Origin of the sequence: Myroides sp. 1354 (assembly GCF_030324495.1) — a bacterium.
Classification (GTDB): Bacteria; Bacteroidota; Bacteroidia; order Flavobacteriales; family Flavobacteriaceae; genus Flavobacterium.
In genome coordinates this window covers 222,082-240,632 of sequence record NZ_JACAGN010000002.1, presented here as the reverse complement: position 1 = coordinate 240,632, position 18,551 = coordinate 222,082, and the positions used below count along the sequence as shown (strand labels likewise).

Below are 18,551 nucleotides of genomic sequence, written 5' to 3'. Positions count from 1 at the left end.
CCTGCGGAAGTAGCTCAGTTGGTAGAGCTCCAGCCTTCCAAGCTGGTTGTCGCGAGTTCGAGCCTCGTCTTCCGCTCCAAAACTTGATGAAAGTTTTCAAAGATCATCACCTGCGGAAGTAGCTCAGTTGGTAGAGCTCCAGCCTTCCAAGCTGGTTGTCGCGAGTTCGAGCCTCGTCTTCCGCTCTAAAAGAAAAGCCTGCTAATGCAGGCTTTTTTTATTTTAAAGTACTTAAATCTGTGTTTGGCTCAACTTCATAAGCCGCTTGACCTTGTTCAAAAATACGCGCAGTTAACGTTCCACCTAAAACTATTTGATTCCCTGAAACTTTTAACCAACTACCTTCTCGTAATCCTACAACAGGTTGTGAGTTGATTGTGTGAAATTCGTTGATTCTCGTTTCTCTCGTTTCTCCCATATGAGTAGAACCTTCGATAGGGTCTAAATAATGAGGGTTGATATTGAAAGGTACAAATCCAAAAGTTTTAAATGATGGAGGATAAGTAATTGGCATATCATTGGTTGTTTCCATCGTTAAACCACAAATATTACTTCCTGCACTGCAGCCTAAATAAGGTGTTCCTTGGTTAACTGCGACTGTAATCGTTGGAATTAAGTCATGGGCATATAACTGCTTCACTAATAAAAATGTATTTCCACCTCCTGTAAAAATCCCATCCGCGGATTGAATCGCTTCTTTTGGGTTCTCAAATTCATGAAGACCTTTTACTTGGATATTGAGTGATTGAAAAGCTTCGCGTACCTTAGTTGTATAGTCATCGTGGCTTATACCACTAGGACGAGCATAAGGAATAAAAATAAGTGTCGACCCAGCTTTAAAATGATGGGACAAAGTCGGAAGTAAATATTCCAGATACCCTTGGTTGTGTAAGGTTGAAGTACTGGCTATAATGATGTTTCTCATGATTGTGCTATTATGAAGTAACAAAAATAGACTTTATTCGTCAAATGAAAAAAAGGGTTTATATTCTTGGTATTTTATATTTAACATAACTTTACACGATTAAAATTTTGCTTTCTGTATTTATAAGATATTTTTACGGACTTCATTAATATATTAATAGATGAAATTAGTTTTAACCTTTTTGTTGTTGATAGTTGGAGTAGGAGTATTGGCCCAAGATCGAGTGAAGTTACAAGGAAAAATTGTATCTAGAAGCAAAGATCTGAAGGGAATCTATGTTTCTAATATCAATACAGGAGATGCCTTGGTGACTGAACCTGGTGGATATTTTTCTATTCAAGCACAAGAGAATGATACTTTGATGTTTTCAGGACCTTTGTTTATTGGTTATCGCTATGTATTAGATGATATCGACTTTAAACGCGATATTGTTTTAATTCCCCTTGAACCCAATGACCTTAATCGACAGTTGAATGAAATTGTCATTACCCATATTTCCTCTTCTTCTTTGGGGTTAGTTCCTGAAGGAGCAAGACGTTATACACCTGCAGAACGACGCTTGTATACGGCTACTTCAGGATCTGGAATTATCCCTGTCAGTGCAATTGTCAATTGGATTAGCGGGCGTACGGCTATGTTGAAAAAAGCGTTGAAGTACGAAAAACAAGAAATGAGAAAAGATAAGTTTTTGAATGTGATGGATGAATATGTCTTAATTAAAGACTATAGTATCCCAAAAGACTATGTTATAGGTTTTGCTTATTTCGTTTCGGATGATGATATTATGTCGGGGTATTTGAATGCGGGAATTACAGAACGAGATAAAATCTCTTCTCGAACGGGGGTTTTAGCCTTGGAATTCTTAGATTTATTAGGAGACAAATTAAAAGAACAGACATCACAAGATACTTTAACAGTCGATCAAGTAAATTTAAATCAAGAGAAAGCAACTAAAAAATAATAAACTTTGTAGTTTTGTATCTTAACTAAAAATAGAGTTATGTTTGGAATAGGAGGAGGAGAACTGTTTTTTATCATATTAGTCATTTTAATGCTTTTTGGCTCTGATAAAGTGCCAGAAATGGCGAGAGCCTTTGGTAAATTTATGGCACAGATAAAAAATGCAACCAACGATATAAAAAGCGAAATCAATAGAAGTGCAGAGGAGTCTGGTATTAAGAAAGATATTGAAGATGCTTTGGATATAAATGCGGATATCAATCCAATTAAAGATATCCAACAAGAAATTGAAAAACAAAAGGAGGATATTGAAAATATCACGGGGCCAATTAAAAGAAGAAATTAATGTTAGATCAACTGATACAGCTGGATAAGGAATTACTTATATTTTTTAATGGATTAGGAAGCGAAACTTATGATCCTTTTTGGTTATTTATTACCAAGCAATTAAATTGGATTCCCTTCTTCTTATTGTTAGTTTATTTAACCTATAAAAAGGTTTCGATTAAAAAATTGGGTGTTATTCTTTTGGTTATGGCGGGATTGGTTGCCTTTACCGATCAGATGACCAATTTGGTGAAATATGCAGTGGCACGTCCTAGGCCGTGTAATACAGAAGATATTCAGGCGCTGATTCGCATTGTGAAATGTAGTCCTACCTTGAGTTTCTTTTCAGGACACGCTTCAAATTCCATGGCGAATATGTTGTTCATGTTCATGGTGTTGAGACGTTATTATAAACACGCGTATTTTGTGTTTATTTTCCCTCTGATATTTGCTTACAGTCGAATTTATTTGACGATGCATTTTCCTTTTGATATCCTTGTAGGTTATTGCTTTGGATTGTTATCAGGAACACTCTTCTACCAAATATTCTTGTGGATTGAAAGAAAATACAACGATAAATTACTATAGTAAAAAAGGGATTTGGTTTAGCCAAATCCCTTTTTTTATCGTACTCTCGACACGGTTAATCCGTCTCGTATAGGCAGTAAAATAGTTTCTACTCGAGGATCGTCTTTTAAAAGTTTGTTGTATTGGTCTAATGCAAGGGTGCTCTTGTCATTTGCCTTGATTTCTTCAATCACTTTTCCTGACCATAATACATTATCTGAAAGGATAATTCCGCCTGGATTCATTTTGTTTATCACTAACTCAAAGTAATTGCTGTAATTCTTCTTATCGGCATCAATAAAAACCAAGTCGTATTGTTTGTTCAGTTGAGGAATGATATCTAATGCACTTCCAACGTGTTGTGTGATTTGTTTGCCATAAGGAGATAAATCAAAATACTTGCGTTGAAAATCATATAACTCTTCATTGACGTCAATAGTATCTAAGGTTCCATGAGCTTGTAATCCTTCAGCTAAGCTCAAGGTAGCGTACCCTGTAAAGGTTCCAATCTCTAAGATATGGGTAGGGCGAACTAATTTGGCAATCATGCTTAAAAAACGTCCTTGAAAATGCCCACTTAACATTCTTGGTTGCAAGACTTTTTGATGGGTCTCTTTGTCGAGCTGTGCCAATAACTCAGGTTCATTTTCACTGTGATTAGCTGCGTAATCTTCCAGTTCTTTGGATATAAAGTGCATATAAGAAGCGTATTTAAATTAGGATAATCAAGTTGCAAAGATAAAAGGCTTTTTGCAATAGCTGACTATTTTATCGATTTTATAAGAATGCAATTCAAATCTGTCAAACAAGGAAAAAAAATGGTAAATTTAAGGACCAACAAGAATCAGATGTTATGAAAATACTATGGAAATTCCTGAAAGGATTGGCTATAACTATCGTAGGGATCGTTATTTTAGCTTATGTGTTTAAGGTAGATTATTTATTTACTGCGGTTCGTACCATTTATTTTAATGGTTATAAAACAGCCTTCTTAGATGATTACCACTATTTCCCTACGCGCGAAATTCCAGCTGGAAAAGCACAACCTTGGCCTTTGACAAAGGATTATAATACTGTAGAACCCACAGTAACTTTAGCGAATACGCATAAGGAATTGGAGACCATCGCTTTTTTAATTATTAAAAACGACAGTATCTGGCATGAAAGTTATTACGACGGATATACAGCCAATAGCAAAACCAATTCCTTTTCAATGGCAAAGAGCGTTGTGTCTGCTGCTTTAGGGAAGGCCTTGCAAAGGGGTGAAATTAAGAGTTTAGAAGACAAAGTGATTGAGTATCTTCCTGAGCTTAAAGGAAAGTATAAGGATGAGGTAACCGTTGGAGATTTATCTTCTATGGCCTCTGGGTTGGATTGGGATGAAGGTTATTACAGTGCCTTTTCAGTGGTTACACAAGCTTATTTTGATAAAGATTTGAGACGTGTAATGTTGGGCTTGGAGATTAAAGATCAACCAGGAAAAGAATTTATCTACAAGAGTGGTGATACGCAGTTGCTGGCAATGGTTCTTGAAAAAGCAACGGGAACAACACTGTCTGCTTATGTCTCCGACTATTTCTGGAAACCTATGGGGGCTGATAATGATGCGCTGTGGCAAATTGATCACAAAGGAGATGGAATCGAAAAGTCGTATTGTTGTTTCACTAGCGGAGCTCGAGATTTTGCGCGTTTTGGCAAGTTGTATAAAGATTTCGGAAAATGGCAAGGAGAACAGATTATCGATAGCTCTTTTGTTGCAAAATCCATCAAGCCACGATTTGAATCTAGTCCAGAATACGGCTATGGTTGGTGGTTAAAAAATTACAAAGGACAAGATTTCTTTTATATGCGTGGACACTTAGGGCAATTTACGATTGTTTCCCCTAAAGACAATGTAATTATTGTGCGTCTGGGACATATTAAAGGTCTACAGACAGAATCTGATCCACATAGCAACGATTTATATACTTATATTGATGAAGCCTACGCCATGTTGGCTCAACGAAAAAAATAATGATGTTAGACCGAATCGACTTATCTCATATCCTATTTTTAGATATTGAAACAGTGCCCCAAGAGCAAGACTTTCAACTTTTAAATGAGGACGTACAACAATTATATGAAGAAAAAACGCGTTATCAGCGCAAAGGGGAAATTCCTGCAGAGGAGTTTTATTCCCATGCAGGTATTTGGGCTGAATTTGGAAAAATTGTCTGTATTTCTGTAGGGTATTTTACCTATAAAAGAGGAGAACGTCAGTTTAGAACGACTTCTTATGTAGGGGAGGAAGTGCAGATTCTTCGCGATTTTTCCAATTTAATACTCAATCACTTTAATCGGGGAGAACATTTGCTGTGCGGACACAATGCCAAGGAGTTCGATTTTCCTTATATTGCCCGTCGTATGATTATTCATCGCCTGAAAGTACCTGGGAAATTGAATTTGATTGGAAAAAAACCTTGGGAGGTCCCGCATTTAGATACGATGGAACTATGGAAATTCGGTGATTATAAGCATTATACCTCCCTAAAGTTGCTAGCGCATATTTTAGAAATCCCTTCTCCGAAAGACGATATCAACGGAGCTGATGTTGCACGAGTGTACTATGAGGAAAATGATGTGGAGCGCATTGCGCGTTATTGTGAAAAAGATGTCATTACCGTAGCGCAAATTTTCTTGCGTTTAAGAGGTGAAAATAGTTTAGAAGAACACGAAATTCAATCTGTGTAAAAAAAAGAGTTAAAAATATTGGAAAATTTGCTTTTCATAAAAAAATAATTTCTAGCTTTGTACGGAGTAAAAAACAGAAAAAAAGATACGATGTTAACAATTCAACCTAATTTTTATAAATCAATGTGGTGTTCAGCACAAGAGGTGAGTGGATTAGGCATGTTATTTTAAAATCGTAAATAATATGATATACATAAAGCCTCTGTTTGTAAACAGGGGCTTTTATTTTTTTAAATCATACGCAATGAGACAACAAATTCAGTATTTATCGAACCCGACATGTTATATGTGGATGTTTATTAAACATTCGCCTATGCGCTCGTTACCAGAACTGAAGCAAAAATCCTAGCGTTTTTTTAAATAAAAATGATTAAGTGTAATATTTCAAGTCCTTTTGGTAACGTACGACGACCAAAAGGACTTTTTTTTTGAGGTAAAGTGTCGTGTTGAGAACAAAAATGAAAAAAAACAAAAAAGCAAAATGAGTAAAAAAGTAGTAAAAGTGTTAGGCTTTTCAGTAAGAGAAAGTCAGTTGGCCATCAAAACAGCGAACTTCTCATTCACCGTGAAAGACGGAAAGGAATTGGTAAAAGAGGCACAAGTGGATTCACAAGAATTAATCTTGGCCAAATTGGCCGGAAGTATCCACGCAGTTGGGAACTTATTGGGTACTACATTAAATGTAGATTTAAAGTCTATTCAAATTGAGGTAAGTGGAGTTGTAGATGAAACTTTAGAACAAAAACAGTTGGATGCAGGAGTGTTTAAAAAGATAGATGTAATTGTTAAACCAACTTCTACGGCTTCAATCATTGTGTTGAAAGAATGGATGGATGCAGTGAAATTAGCTTGTCCAGTATTTGCTAATTTTAAACAGCAAACTCCTACCATTGTTACCTTAGTGAAGGAATATGATCATGTAAATGTAGCCTAATATGACAGAAATTTGTTTTTTTAATTGTGATTTAATCGGTAGATAGGACGGAATCACGCTAGACTCCCCTTTAAATCACAATTAAATATCTTATTTTTGTTTCAAGACACTTTACATCCGATTTATGTCAGCACAAAAACCCTTACTTATTGTTGAGAATCTCCAAGTTAGTTTTAAGCAAAACAAGGATTGGAAGGCTATTGTACAAGGCGTTTCTTTTGAACTTCACACCAATCAAATTTTGGGTGTTGTAGGAGAATCAGGATCAGGTAAGTCGGTGAGTTCTTTGGCGCTTATGCGCTTACTTCCACAAGATAAAAGTCAGATCAAAGGGAAGATTTGTTTTGAAGGAACGGATCTAACCTCCTATACGGAAAAAGAATACCGCCAAATACGCGGTAATAAAATCGCCATGATTTTTCAAGAACCGATGAGTGCGTTGAATCCCTCCATGCGCTGTGGAACTCAGGTAGAAGAAATGCTTGTGTTGCACACCACATTAAAGGGAAAAGCACTGAAGAATCGCGTGATTGAATTATTTGAACAAGTGAAGTTACCCTCTCCGGAGGAAGCTTATCACAAATATCCTCATGAATTATCAGGAGGACAAAAACAACGGGTAGTCATTGCAATGGCTATCGCGTGTAAACCCACTTTACTGATCGCAGATGAACCGACAACGGCTTTGGATGTAACGGTTCAAAAGGAGATTATACAGTTATTAAAAGCACTACAAGCAGAAACACAAATGGCGATGATTTTCATTTCTCACGATTTGGGATTGGTTTCGAGTATTGCGGATGAGGTCATGGTGATGTATCGTGGACAAGTGGTTGAAAAAGGACCTGCTTCGGCTGTTTTTAATCAACCTCAAGAACGTTATACTCAAGCCCTTTTGGCTGCACGCCCTTCAGGCCAAGTTCGATTGGAGCGCTTACCTACGATTCAAGATTTTGTTGAAAATCAAGTGCCTTCTGAAATTATTACTCAAGAAGTACGGCAAGCACAACACGCCAAATTATATACACAAACACCACTTTTGGTAGTGAAAGAGGTCGCTAAAGATTATATTTCTACGGTTGGTTTATGGGGCAAGAAAACCTTTCGGGCTTTAGATCAGATTAACTTTGAGGTATATGAAGGAGAAACCTTGGGCTTAGTAGGAGAAAGTGGATGCGGAAAATCAACCTTAGGGAATGCCATTTTACAATTAGATCCTGCTACATCTGGGGCTATTTTTTATCAGGGTACGGATATTACCAAACTGAAAGGAAAAGCGCTAAGAGCACTGAGAAAAGATATTCAGATTATCTTTCAAGACCCCTTTTCTTCTTTAAATCCCAAATTAACGGTAGGGCAGGCCATCATGGAACCCATGATTGTACATGGTTTATTTGGCAATAAAAAAGAAAAGAAACAAAAAGTACTCGAACTTTTGCAACAAGTAGGGTTAACCGAAGATGCTTTTGATCGTTATCCGCATGAGTTTTCTGGCGGACAACGTCAGCGTATTGGAATTGCACGTACGATTGCTGTTCATCCCAAATTAATTATCTGTGACGAATCTGTTTCTGCTTTGGATATTTCCGTTCAAGCTCAAGTACTCAATTTATTAAACGAATTGAAAGAACAATATCAATTTACCTATATTTTTATTTCTCATGATTTGGCTGTCGTAAAGTATATGTCAGACCAAGTGATGGTGATGAATAAAGGAAAAATCGAAGAAAAAGGAGAGGCTGATGCTTTATATGCTAATCCGAAAACCGCTTATACGAAAAAGTTGATTGCTTCTATTTTGGAGTAGGTTTGCTTAATAAAATCCACAATAGAGGAAAGATGTAGGCGAGATAGGCAAGATCAAATACACTGTTGTGTAGCAGTTCATTAAAACCGACGCGATTCCAAAATTGAATAAACAAGGTTATGCTCAAAGTTCCTGTAATAAGTAAAGTATAAAAGAAAAAATCATCATTAAATTTCTTGATATAAAAACTCAAAACTAAAGGCACTAAAAAGACAAATAGTATATTGTAGATTGAAGTATACGACGTTTGTAATACAAGAGGATTGTATTCTTTTAAAGTTTCTAAATCGGGAACTGTATAAAACACAAATAGGATGAGTAGAATTGATGTAGCAAGAAAGCTAACGGAGAATCGCAGTTGTTTTTTGATTTTCAATTTGCAGAAAGGAGCAAAGAAATATAAGGCAAGGGGAATATAAGTAAAACCTCTCGTTAGGATTAAAATACTGATACCAATAGCTAAACCAATTTCTTTTTTATAGATTTCATTTTTGAAATAGTGGTTCCAGAGCATAATAAAACAAAGTACAATAATCATATTGGACATGAAATCGCTAATCACTGCCATTTCGTACCAAAAAGGAATAGATAGGCCTAAGAGTAAGAGACTATAAAACGCTTGTTGACGCTCAAATACTTTATAAAGAGTAAAGGCGAGTAATAGAAAAGAGAAAGCCTGAAAATATCCCACATCTCCTAACAGATAGAAAGGAATTCCCAATACTAGTAAACCTGGGAAATTAGAGGTTCTTCCACCTAAATGATCAATAGCGGTATAGGGATATTCACCTGTAAATATCGCCCGAATGGCTACTTCCATAGCAGACCATCGATCTACATTTAAAGCATAACGATCTACATATTTGGTAAGAAACAGAATTCCTCCAAGTATAATGCAAACGAAGAGGATATAAATAAAGCTATTTAATTTTGACAGCAACTTATAAATAATCGCCTTTCCACCTAAAAAAAATACTTGAATGACTGTGAAACCAAGGAATAGGGGTAGAAGAGGTAGATTATACTTTGTTCCATATTTAAGTAAGTATAGATAGTTAATTAAAATAAATAGTAAAGAAAATATAATATATTTTAAATTATAACATTTCATTTTTAATTTAAGTTAAAATAGGTTAATTTTAAGTTCCGAATTTAAAATGTAATATTATGAAGAAAAAACTATTTTGCGGCTTGTTTTTGTGTTTTAGTTCTTTTACTTGGGCACAAATTTTAGTACCTGTATCAACTGATAATCGATTGCCTGTATATGGAAAAGTAGGGGTTGGAATTAGTGCTCCTAAGAAATCCTTACATATTAAAAAGCCTGATGTTTATGAGTTAGGTAGAGAAAATCATGATGGAGATGTTTGGATTGATGGAGGAAAATTGGAAATAGGGAAGGTATGGGATTTTGCTATAGATGGACAAAATAGATCAAAAATACTATCAGATGGTTCGTTAAAGATTCAAACCAATAATTATCCTTTTATGATGCTTGCCGAGGATAGACAAAATGGTACCATATTTACCTTAGGTATTGCTATTGCTAATCAAAATTACTCTAATATTGCTAAAAAAGGAGATTTGATTTTAAAATCAAATATGTATGCCAATTCTTACATCTTTGCTAATGAGAATAAGAACAGTTTGAACAATTTTAAATTTACAACAACGGCTCCAAATGAAACTTATGCTTCTACCAAATTCTTCATCGACAATAATGGAAATATTGGAATTGGTACAGAATCACCAGATGCAAAATTGGCAGTTAATGGAGATGTGCATGCCAAAGAAGTTCGAATTGATCTAACAGGATGGCCGGATTATGTTTTTGAAGAGGCTTATGTTTTACCAACAATAGAGGAAGTAGAACGTCATATTAGTGAAAAAGGGCATTTAATTAATATTCCTTCAGCAACTGAAGTGGAAAGTGGCGGTTTGCATGTCAGTGATATGATTAAAAAACAACAAGAGAAAATTGAAGAATTAACCTTGTATATCATTGAATTGAATAAACAACTACAAGAAGTTAAGGCAGCAGTTAATCAAAAAAACTAGATTTAGATGAGAAAAATATTCATACTCTTTGTATGGTGTTTGGGATTATCTGCTCTAGGTCAAGAGAATTTAATTTACCAACAGATACAAAATGAAAAGTTGAACGGAGAAAAATTCACTCCCGTTCACGGGGCTTTTAAGCCTGATAAATTAGATCCTGCTGTAGCGAAAGAGTTTAGAAACAGCAAAGAAGTTGATTTTTTTCAGTTTGATGCCAAAGCAATTTCACATAAAGAACGCTCGTTTAGTTTGGACCTACCGTTACACAATCAAACCATAACCTTAGAATTAGTAGCCGTGGATGATAGTTTCTATGACTATGAAGTGGTTACGGATAAAGGAAAAATTATTTCATCAAATCGAAGCATTAAACATTATCGAGGAGTGGTAAAAGATGATTCGAGGAGTTTAGTAGCGATTAGTTTTTTTGAAGATGGAATAGGAGGAGTAATATCTAATAAGTATGGTAATTTTAATATTGGAACGATTTCCAAAAAAGGAGTGATATTTTATAAAGATAGTAATTTAATTAAAGAGTCTGATTGGACCTGTGAAGAAGTTGAATTAAAAGAAGAGAAAGCAATAGCATCTATTAAGGATATGACTGCTAATACTTTAAATGGGAAAGAATTACTGCCTAATTGTGTAAAAATACAATTAGATGTAGCTTATGATGTATATACGTTTAATCAGTATAATTTTTTGCGTACTGAAAGTTATATGGCAACTCTTTTTAATCAAGTAGCACTTCTCTATCAAAATGAAGGAATCCGTATTGGAATTTCTAATATAAGGATTTGGACCTCGCCAGACCCTTTTGCTACTCTAGATCCCGCTAGTGGGGGACAACTGGATTCCTATCGATCTTATCTCTCTGGAAATTTTTCTGGAAATATTAGTATGTTGTTTACCAAAAGGACAAATGGAGGAATAGCATATCGTACTCCTTATAATTCAACGTTATGTAGAAGCAAATCGTGGAAAGTTGGTGTCTCTGGTATATTGGGAAATGTAAATTTGGTACCTGTTTTTTCTAGACCAGTTAGTGTCATCTCTCATGAGCTAGGACATATTTTTGGTTCTCATCATACACATGCTTGTGAATGGAATGGAAATAATTCAGCTATAGATAATTGTGGTACGGCTTATTTTGATTATTACGGAGAACTTTATAGTAATACTGAAGGATATAATTGTTATGAGGCTAATAACCCTATTTTACCTGCGCAAGGAGGAACAATCATGAGCTATTGTGATCAAGGTTTTTATGGAAGTCCAGGAGTAAGTTTTAGCGAGGGATTTGGACCACAACCGGGGAATCGTATGAGAGCGGTAGTTGCTCGTTCATCTAATGATTGGCTTTCTACATGTTTAAAAGATTGTTCAATTAATTGTATGGAAAATATTGCGGTTACTTCAACAGTATCAAATCTAATTTATGATTTAAAGCAAGCTTCTAATACTGTTACAGCAACTAATCTTATTGAACCAGGCGGAATGGCCGTTTATTTAGGTAATTCAGTTCTATTAAAAAATGGATTTAAGGCAACTGAAGGTGCTGTGTTTTTAGGGAAAGTGCTTCCATGTGCTGGAAATGCAAGAGCAACAAGCGTTGCAGTAAGTTTTACAGAAGATCAAGGAACAAATGAAGAAAATCAATCTATTATACAAATATACCCCAACCCAACTTCCGATCAAGTTACCGTAACGTCCAATCAAGCTATTGTGTACTGGGAGTTATTTAATGAAATTGGACAAACAAGTAGTAGTGCCAAAGTAAACCACCAGGAAGAGTTTAAAGTGAACCTTTCCCATTTGAAAAAAGGATTGTATTTGATTCGATTTACGATGGAAGACGGAACCAGTAACAGTCAAAAAATAATGAAAAAATAAATAATGAAAAAACTATTCCCTTACGTACTATTACTTTTTGTTGTGTTTACCTCTTGTAACACTGACGATACGGCTGTACCCTCTTACAAGAAAATTACCGCGGAGCAAAAGAAGCTTTTATTAGGCAATTGGCAATTGGTTCAGTATTCAAACCCACAAGGAGAACAACTAAATTTGTTTGACTCAGGTGTCTTGATTACGTATTCTTTTTTACCAGAAGAAAAGTTAAAGGTTTATAATCAATCAAATAAAATTGTTGAAACGATGGAGCAAACAGCTGCCTTAACTAGAACAGGTGAGTTGACTCATTTGTTTGATTATGTCAAGCAATGGGATGAAAAGGAGGATAAGAGAGAGAAACTATATATTAATTCATCTTTTAATTCAATGGCTTTTGATCTCAAAGTGACAGATAAAGAATTGATTTTATTTAATGATGCCGGAGAAATATTTGCGTTTAAAAGAATGTTAGGTGGAATGGCGTATCCTACAATTTCCGATAAAGATAAGTTATTGGTTATTGGAAAATGGCAATTGAGAAGTATTCAAGCTTTTAAAGGAACCTCAAGAGTATTTAACGTAAAGGAAGTTGTGAGATACGATTTTACAATGAGCAATAAAGTTGTGATTTACAATAGCTCTGCTGAGAAAAAAGGAGATTATTTTGATCGATATATTCAATCGAGTATTGTTAATTACAACTATCAATATGATTTTTTGTGGAACAACCAGGAGATATTAGCCATTGAGAATATGGGGCAATATGTTGTTCGCGTTACACCTGAGGAACTGATTTTATCTCACTTTGATGGTGATGTACTTAAATTTGATCGCATGGAATAAAATCTCGAGTAAAACGAAGTAATAAAAAAAGGTCTAAAGCATTGCTTTAGACCTTTTTTTATTGATTAGAATCCTTGATATTCTACTTCTTTTTCGTCGAAAACGATGCCGTTTTCTTCTAGTTCTTTTAGAATTGGAGCATACACCTCTTCTTCAATTGGCATTTGTACCCCTGGTGTACTGATGATGCCTTTGATTATCTTTAAGGCTGCAATGGCTAGTGGTAATCCAACTGTTTTAGCCATGGCTGTATACGTTTGATCATCACCAATACAAATCATCGTCGAGTCAATTTGTCTTTTCTCTCCGTTTAATTCGTAACCAATCTTGTGGTACATCACAATCATATCTTTATCTTCCGGCTCTAATGTCCAGCTATCGGCTAAGATTTTTTCTAGGATTTGTGCCGGAGTAGCATTTTTCAGTCCAATGATTTTATCTGGGTTGAATAAATCTAACTCCAATAATTTTTCCCACACAATATCATCTTGATCGATGTTCAACGCCAATCTCAATTTCGTTTCAACTGTATCTGTTGGGTGGTATGGTAAATAAAGGTTGATGAATTCACGGTAAGACATGGTTTCTGAGTTGTCAATTACATAAGTATCATCTGTAATTCCCAATTCAACAAATAAATTCCATGCTCTAGAATATCCCACACGGCGAATCGTTCCTCTAAAGATTGTTTTTGCGTCGTCTAAGCCATACACACTTTGGTATTTCAAGGAATCGCGGTTGGCATATGCTTCGAACTTGCCATATCCCTCTACATTTAAGAATTCAGTACGTCTGAAAACTTTATTATATGGAATGTATTTGTATTGTCCTTCTTGGATAAATTTAGCAGCACCACCTTGCCCTGCTAAAACCACGTTACGCGGATTCCAAGTAAATTTATAGTTCCATAAATTGGTGTCTGATTCTGGAGCCATTAATCCTCCACAGAAAGATTCAAAAGAAATTACTTTTCCTCCTTTAGCTTTTACCTCGTGAATAATTTTCATGGCACTCATGTGGTCGATTCCTGGATCTAATCCGATTTCGTTCATGAATACCAAGTTGTTTGCTTTCACTTCTTCATCTAACGCAGCCATTGCAGGGCTGATATAGGAAGCGGTTGCTAAGTGTTTCTTAAAGCGGATACAGTCTTTTGCCAATTCAATGTGCAAAGCTGCAGGTAACATTGAAATGACAATATCAGCTTGTTGAACCAATTCTTGTCTTTGTGCTGTATTAAATAAATCAAATTCCTTTGCCGTGGCATTCGGATGTCCCATTGCTTTTTTCTCTGCTAATGCCAGAGATAAATCGCAAATGGTTAAATGAAGGTTTTCTGTCGTAGATTTTTCAAGTAAATACTTAATAAGTGAAGAGGCAGAACGGCCAGCGCCTACGATTAATATTTCTTTCATTATTTTGTTTTTGGTTGTTTTACGAGTTACGAAAGTAAGGAATTATATAATGATTGAGATAAAATATTTGCTAAAAAAAGTTTTATAGTATCTAGAACAAGAATTAAATAACACCTTTTTTGAGGCTAAACATTTCAAAGAGAATTTTAGGTATTTGAGGTTTGATTTTTCTTGGTGAAAAATCAACAAAGAAATGAAAAATGACTTTTAATGAATCTTAACTAGAGTGGAAGTAGGGGGGAGTAGAATTTTTTTTGTTTGGTAAAAAACTAAAAAATATGGAAAAAAGAGATTAATATAATATAGAAATCTCAGTTTGAGAGTATTGAATAACTGCCTCGGTATGTGGTGTGTACAATTATTTTTAGGGAATCACTTAGGGGGTTTAGTGGATAAGTTGTATCTTCGGAGGAAAAATAAATGGGACGAAAAATTATTATAACGGCAACATTATTAGGTGCTTTAGGTATTATTTTGGGGGCTTTTGGAGCACATGGACTAAAAAAGATTGTAAGTGAAACGGCTGTCGCTTCCTATGAAGTTGGTGTTCGCTATCAGATGTATCACGTTTTCTTTTTATTGTTTGTAGGTCTTTCTTCTTTCTTCTCTGATGCAGTGAAAAAGAGGTTGTTTATCTTGACTTTGATCGGTGTGACTCTATTCTCAGGGTCAATTTATCTCCTTACCTTCAATGGTTTGTCTGGATTTAATGTAAAATTCTTAGGTCCAGTGACTCCTATAGGAGGTGTTTTCATGATTATAGCCTGGGTGTATGCTGCAATTCAGACCCTTAAAATAGGAAAAAGCACGAAAATCTAGTTTTGTGTATCGTTATATTAAATTTATTTCTAAGTTTGCATATTAATTAAAAAGACAACATAACATAATGAAAATGGCTAATACGCAATCAATTTCACTTGAAAAATATGGTATTAAAGATGTTGTAGAGATTGTATATAATCCTTCCTACGATCTTTTATATAATGAAGAAATTAAGTCTGACCTACAGGGTTTTGAAAAAGGACAAGTAACTGAATTAGGAGCTGTAAATGTTATGACAGGTGAGTTCACTGGTCGTTCTCCAAAAGATAAATATATCGTAAAGGACTCAGTTACTGAGAATACCGTATGGTGGAATTCTCCAGAATCGCCAAATGACAATAAGCCAATTGACCAAAAAACGTGGGAAGCTTTAAAAGCGACTACAGTAAATGAATTGTCAGGAAAAAAACTTTATGTTGTTGACGCTTTCTGTGGTGCGAATGAAAATACGCGCTTAAAAGTAAGATTCATTATGGAAGTAGCATGGCAAGCACATTTCGTGAAAAACATGTTCATCCGTCCTACAGAAGAGGAATTAGCAAACTTCGGTGAGCCTGATTTCGTGGTAATGAATGGTTCTAAAACGACTTTTAAAGATTACAAAGCATACGGATTAAATTCAGAAGTATATATTGCATTCAATTTAACCGAGAAAGTTCAAATCATCGGTGGTACTTGGTACGGAGGTGAAATGAAAAAAGGATTGTTCTCGATGATGAATTACTATTTACCATTGAAGGGAATGGCATCAATGCACTGTTCTGCTAACAAAGGTAAAGATGGTGATGTAGCTGTATTCTTCGGATTATCTGGAACAGGAAAAACAACATTGTCAACGGATCCAAAACGCGAGTTAATTGGGGATGATGAGCACGGATGGGATGATGAAGGAGTATTCAATTTCGAAGGAGGTTGTTATGCTAAAACCATTAGCTTAAGCAAAGAAAACGAACCAGATATTTATGGTGCGATTCGCCGTGATGCTTTATTGGAAAACGTAACGGTTGATGCTAACGGAGTTATCGATTTTAACGATGGTTCTGTGACACAAAACACTCGTGTTTCTTACCCAATTGATCATATTGAAAATATTGTTAAGCCAGTTTCTAAAGCAGGACATGCTACAAAAGTAATCTTCTTAACAGCAGATGCTTTTGGAGTAATGCCTCCAGTTTCTAAATTGACACCAGAACAAACAAAATACTACTTCTTGTCTGGATTTACGGCTAAATTAGCAGGTACTGAAAGAGGAGTAACTCAACCAGAACCTACTTTTTCCGCTTGTTTTGGTAAAGCATTCTTGTCTTTACATCCAACAAAATACGGTGAAGAGTTAGTGAAGAAAATGGAAGAGCACAATGCTACTGCCTATATGGTAAATACAGGTTGGAATGGTACAGGAAAACGTATCTCTATTAAGGATACTCGTGCAATCATTGACAGAATCTTAGATGGTTCTATCGAGAATGCAGAGACAAAAATTGTTCCTATCTATAATTTTGTTGTACCAACAGCTTTGGAAGGGGTTGATACCAATATCTTAGATCCTCGCAATACGTATGGTGATGCAAAAGAATGGGAAGATAAAGCAAAAGACTTAGCTGCTTTATTCATCAAAAACTTCAATTTATACACGAATAACGATGCTGGAAAAGCTTTAGTTGAAGCAGGACCACAGTTGTAATACAAAAAAAGAGAGCTAAAAGCTCTCTTTTTTTTTGGTTATGAGTTATGAGTTAACTGTTATCTGATAACTCATAACTGATAACTCATAACTAAAAAAGCCTTCCACTAGGAAGGCTTTTTTTATAACTATTTATTTACTTTCTGAATGTATTTTTCAAGAGCCATCGTCATCGATGGTGCTTCTGGTGAAGGAGCCATGATATCCACGCGTAAATCGTGATCTAAGGCTTCTTTTTGCGTTGTTGTACCAAATACTGCAATTCGAGTATTGTCTTGAGAGAAATCAGGGAAATTCATGAATAATGATTTGATTCCCGTTGGACTAAAGAAAGCTAAAACATCGTATTTTACATCGGCTAAATCTGATAAATCACTCATTACCGTTCTGTAAAATGTTCCTGCAGTCCAATCTACCTTCAATTCTCCTAAAATAGTAGGTACTTCTGCGTTTAATTGATCGGAAGCTGATAATAAGAATTTTTCGTCCTTGTATTTTTTGATTAAAGGAGCTAAATCAGCGAAATCTTTCTGACCTACATAAATCTTTCTCTTGCGGTAAACCACGTATTTTTGTAGATAAAAAGCGATGGCTTCAGATTGACAGAAATATTTTAGTGTTTCAGGTACTTTATAGCGCATTTCTTCTGCAACGCGAAAGAAGTGGTCTACCGAGTTTCTACTCGTTAAAATAACGGCTGTAAAGTTGTTTAAATCGATTTTCTGTTGTCTTACGTCCTTAGCAGGTACACCTTCAACGTGTATAAAAGGCCTAAAGTCAATTTTTACTTTATACTTTTGTTCGATCTCAAAGTATGGTGAGTTTTCTACTTTAGGTTCTGGCTGAGAAACCAAAATTGTTTTCACTTTCATAGTTTAATTCTTATTTAGGCTCTAAAGTTTTTAAATGCAAAGTATATTATAAAATAAGGAGCTATTTCAAGGGTGCAAAGATACAAAATAAAATAGAACAACTTATTTAATATCGTTTTTCGATTGTTTTTTATAAATATAACGTATAAACCGAGATTTGTTAAGATTAACGTAATTCCCAGTAGGCTAATCGCGAATTGATTGACTATATCGTTGTAAAATAAGAGCAAGTCAATACCCAAAAGATACATTCCGATGTAATTTCGATAGGTGGCTTTTTGCAAATTAAAATGGTCTACAAAGTCTTCTATCTCAAAGGTGATGCCAATAATCTTATCAATTAAATATTTTCCAATGACAAAAAAACAAGTAAAATTCAAAATTTGAATAAACGATAATAAAGTATATTGATCAATAAATCCAAAAGATCTCGCTGCGATTTGTAAGAAGAAGGTGATAGACAATAATTGGATGGTCAAAAAGGAAAGCGTAAAACTATTGCGCAGATTTGTATTGTCTTTGTATATCTTTAAATACTTATCTGAGATAGCCAAACGCGTAAATTCAGCAAATCGAACACTAAAAACAGTTCTATTAATAGCAATGATGGAAAAGCCCACAAAAAATAGTAGGGTAGCCCAATCCTTATTGGCAACAATTCGTTCAGTTAATAGTAGGTTGTCCATATCATTTGCAAAATTAGCAAAAAAATGT

The 18,551-nt window shown here is 35.1% G+C and carries 18 protein-coding genes and 2 tRNA genes; 14 read left to right on the top strand and 6 right to left on the bottom strand.

What is annotated here, in order from left to right; all coding sequences use genetic code 11:
- Positions 1–3 precede the first annotated feature (3 nt).
- Both HX004_RS04000 and HX004_RS03995 read left to right on the top strand, forming a co-directional pair.
- Positions 4–79, top strand: a tRNA-Gly gene (locus HX004_RS04000).
- Between the two features lie 33 nt (positions 80–112).
- Positions 113–185, top strand: a tRNA-Gly gene (locus HX004_RS03995).
- A 32-nt stretch (positions 186–217) separates the two neighbouring features.
- On the opposite strand, the gene pepE is transcribed toward HX004_RS03995, so the two are convergent.
- Positions 218–925 carry a dipeptidase PepE gene (pepE, locus tag HX004_RS03990; protein ID WP_286441013.1) on the bottom strand — a complete coding sequence of 236 codons (708 nt, stop codon included), beginning with the start codon at positions 923–925 and terminating at the stop codon, positions 218–220.
- Between the two features lie 160 nt (positions 926–1,085).
- Between pepE and HX004_RS03985 the strand changes: the two genes are divergently transcribed.
- Genes HX004_RS03985 through HX004_RS03975 form a run of 3 tightly spaced genes read left to right on the top strand, consistent with a single transcriptional unit; the run spans position 1,086 to position 2,800 of the window.
- Entirely contained in the window at positions 1,086–1,886 is an 801-nt protein-coding gene (locus HX004_RS03985) for a hypothetical protein (protein WP_286441012.1), read from the top strand.
- A 39-nt stretch (positions 1,887–1,925) separates the two neighbouring features.
- A complete protein-coding gene (locus HX004_RS03980; RefSeq protein WP_286441011.1) occupies positions 1,926–2,231 on the top strand; it encodes a Sec-independent protein translocase subunit TatA/TatB in 306 nt (101 codons plus the stop codon).
- A complete protein-coding gene (locus tag HX004_RS03975) occupies positions 2,231–2,800 on the top strand; it encodes a phosphatase PAP2 family protein (protein ID WP_286441009.1) in 570 nt (189 codons plus the stop codon). Before HX004_RS03980 ends, HX004_RS03975 begins: the two co-directional genes overlap by 1 nt.
- A gap of 35 nt (positions 2,801–2,835) precedes the next feature.
- Here the strand turns inward: HX004_RS03975 and HX004_RS03970 are convergent, their stop codons facing one another.
- Entirely contained in the window at positions 2,836–3,477 is a 642-nt protein-coding gene (locus tag HX004_RS03970) for an O-methyltransferase (protein ID WP_286441008.1), read from the bottom strand.
- 155 nt (positions 3,478–3,632) lie between these two features.
- Between HX004_RS03970 and HX004_RS03965 the strand changes: the two genes are divergently transcribed.
- The 4 genes from HX004_RS03965 (at position 3,633) to HX004_RS03950 (ending at position 8,250) form a co-directional block, all read left to right on the top strand.
- Positions 3,633–4,793 carry a serine hydrolase domain-containing protein gene (locus tag HX004_RS03965; protein ID WP_286441006.1) on the top strand — a complete coding sequence of 387 codons (1,161 nt, stop codon included), beginning with the start codon at positions 3,633–3,635 and terminating at the stop codon, positions 4,791–4,793.
- Between the two features lie 2 nt (positions 4,794–4,795).
- A complete protein-coding gene (locus HX004_RS03960) occupies positions 4,796–5,509 on the top strand; it encodes a 3'-5' exonuclease (protein WP_286441132.1) in 714 nt (237 codons plus the stop codon).
- A 481-nt stretch (positions 5,510–5,990) separates the two neighbouring features.
- Positions 5,991–6,443, top strand: coding sequence for an OsmC family protein (locus HX004_RS03955; protein ID WP_286441005.1), 453 nt, complete (start codon positions 5,991–5,993; stop codon positions 6,441–6,443).
- 124 nt (positions 6,444–6,567) lie between these two features.
- Complete coding sequence (locus HX004_RS03950; RefSeq protein WP_286441004.1) at positions 6,568–8,250, top strand: ABC transporter ATP-binding protein; 1,683 nt, start codon at positions 6,568–6,570, stop codon at positions 8,248–8,250.
- Here HX004_RS03950 and HX004_RS03945 read toward each other — a convergent pair.
- Positions 8,237–9,190, bottom strand: a complete 954-nt coding sequence (locus HX004_RS03945) for a hypothetical protein (protein ID WP_286441003.1) — start codon at positions 9,188–9,190, stop codon at positions 8,237–8,239. The genes HX004_RS03950 and HX004_RS03945 overlap by 14 nt on opposite strands.
- A gap of 227 nt (positions 9,191–9,417) precedes the next feature.
- On the opposite strand from HX004_RS03945, the gene HX004_RS03940 reads away from it, so the two are divergent.
- The 3 genes from HX004_RS03940 to HX004_RS03930 are packed head-to-tail and all read left to right on the top strand — an operon-like array spanning position 9,418 to position 13,044.
- Entirely contained in the window at positions 9,418–10,308 is an 891-nt protein-coding gene (locus HX004_RS03940; protein WP_286441002.1) for a hypothetical protein, read from the top strand.
- Positions 10,309–10,314: 6 nt separating this feature from the next.
- A complete protein-coding gene (locus HX004_RS03935; protein ID WP_286441001.1) occupies positions 10,315–12,201 on the top strand; it encodes a zinc-dependent metalloprotease in 1,887 nt (628 codons plus the stop codon).
- Between the two features lie 3 nt (positions 12,202–12,204).
- A complete protein-coding gene (locus HX004_RS03930) occupies positions 12,205–13,044 on the top strand; it encodes a hypothetical protein (protein WP_286441000.1) in 840 nt (279 codons plus the stop codon).
- Positions 13,045–13,109: 65 nt separating this feature from the next.
- On the opposite strand, the gene HX004_RS03925 is transcribed toward HX004_RS03930, so the two are convergent.
- Complete coding sequence (locus HX004_RS03925; protein WP_286440999.1) at positions 13,110–14,459, bottom strand: saccharopine dehydrogenase family protein; 1,350 nt, start codon at positions 14,457–14,459, stop codon at positions 13,110–13,112.
- A gap of 420 nt (positions 14,460–14,879) precedes the next feature.
- Between HX004_RS03925 and HX004_RS03920 the strand changes: the two genes are divergently transcribed.
- Positions 14,880–15,278, top strand: a complete 399-nt coding sequence (locus HX004_RS03920) for a DUF423 domain-containing protein (protein ID WP_286440998.1) — start codon at positions 14,880–14,882, stop codon at positions 15,276–15,278.
- 67 nt (positions 15,279–15,345) lie between these two features.
- Positions 15,346–16,965, top strand: coding sequence for a phosphoenolpyruvate carboxykinase (ATP) (gene pckA / locus HX004_RS03915; protein ID WP_502888457.1), 1,620 nt, complete (start codon positions 15,346–15,348; stop codon positions 16,963–16,965).
- A 128-nt stretch (positions 16,966–17,093) separates the two neighbouring features.
- Here pckA and HX004_RS03910 read toward each other — a convergent pair whose 3' ends face one another.
- Complete coding sequence (locus HX004_RS03910) at positions 17,094–17,837, bottom strand: uroporphyrinogen-III synthase (protein ID WP_182647267.1); 744 nt, start codon at positions 17,835–17,837, stop codon at positions 17,094–17,096.
- Positions 17,838–17,851: 14 nt separating this feature from the next.
- Positions 17,852–18,523: a DUF4271 domain-containing protein gene (locus tag HX004_RS03905; RefSeq protein ID WP_286440996.1), complete on the bottom strand. Its 672-nt coding sequence runs from the start codon at positions 18,521–18,523 to the stop codon at positions 17,852–17,854.
- Positions 18,524–18,551 lie beyond the last annotated feature (28 nt).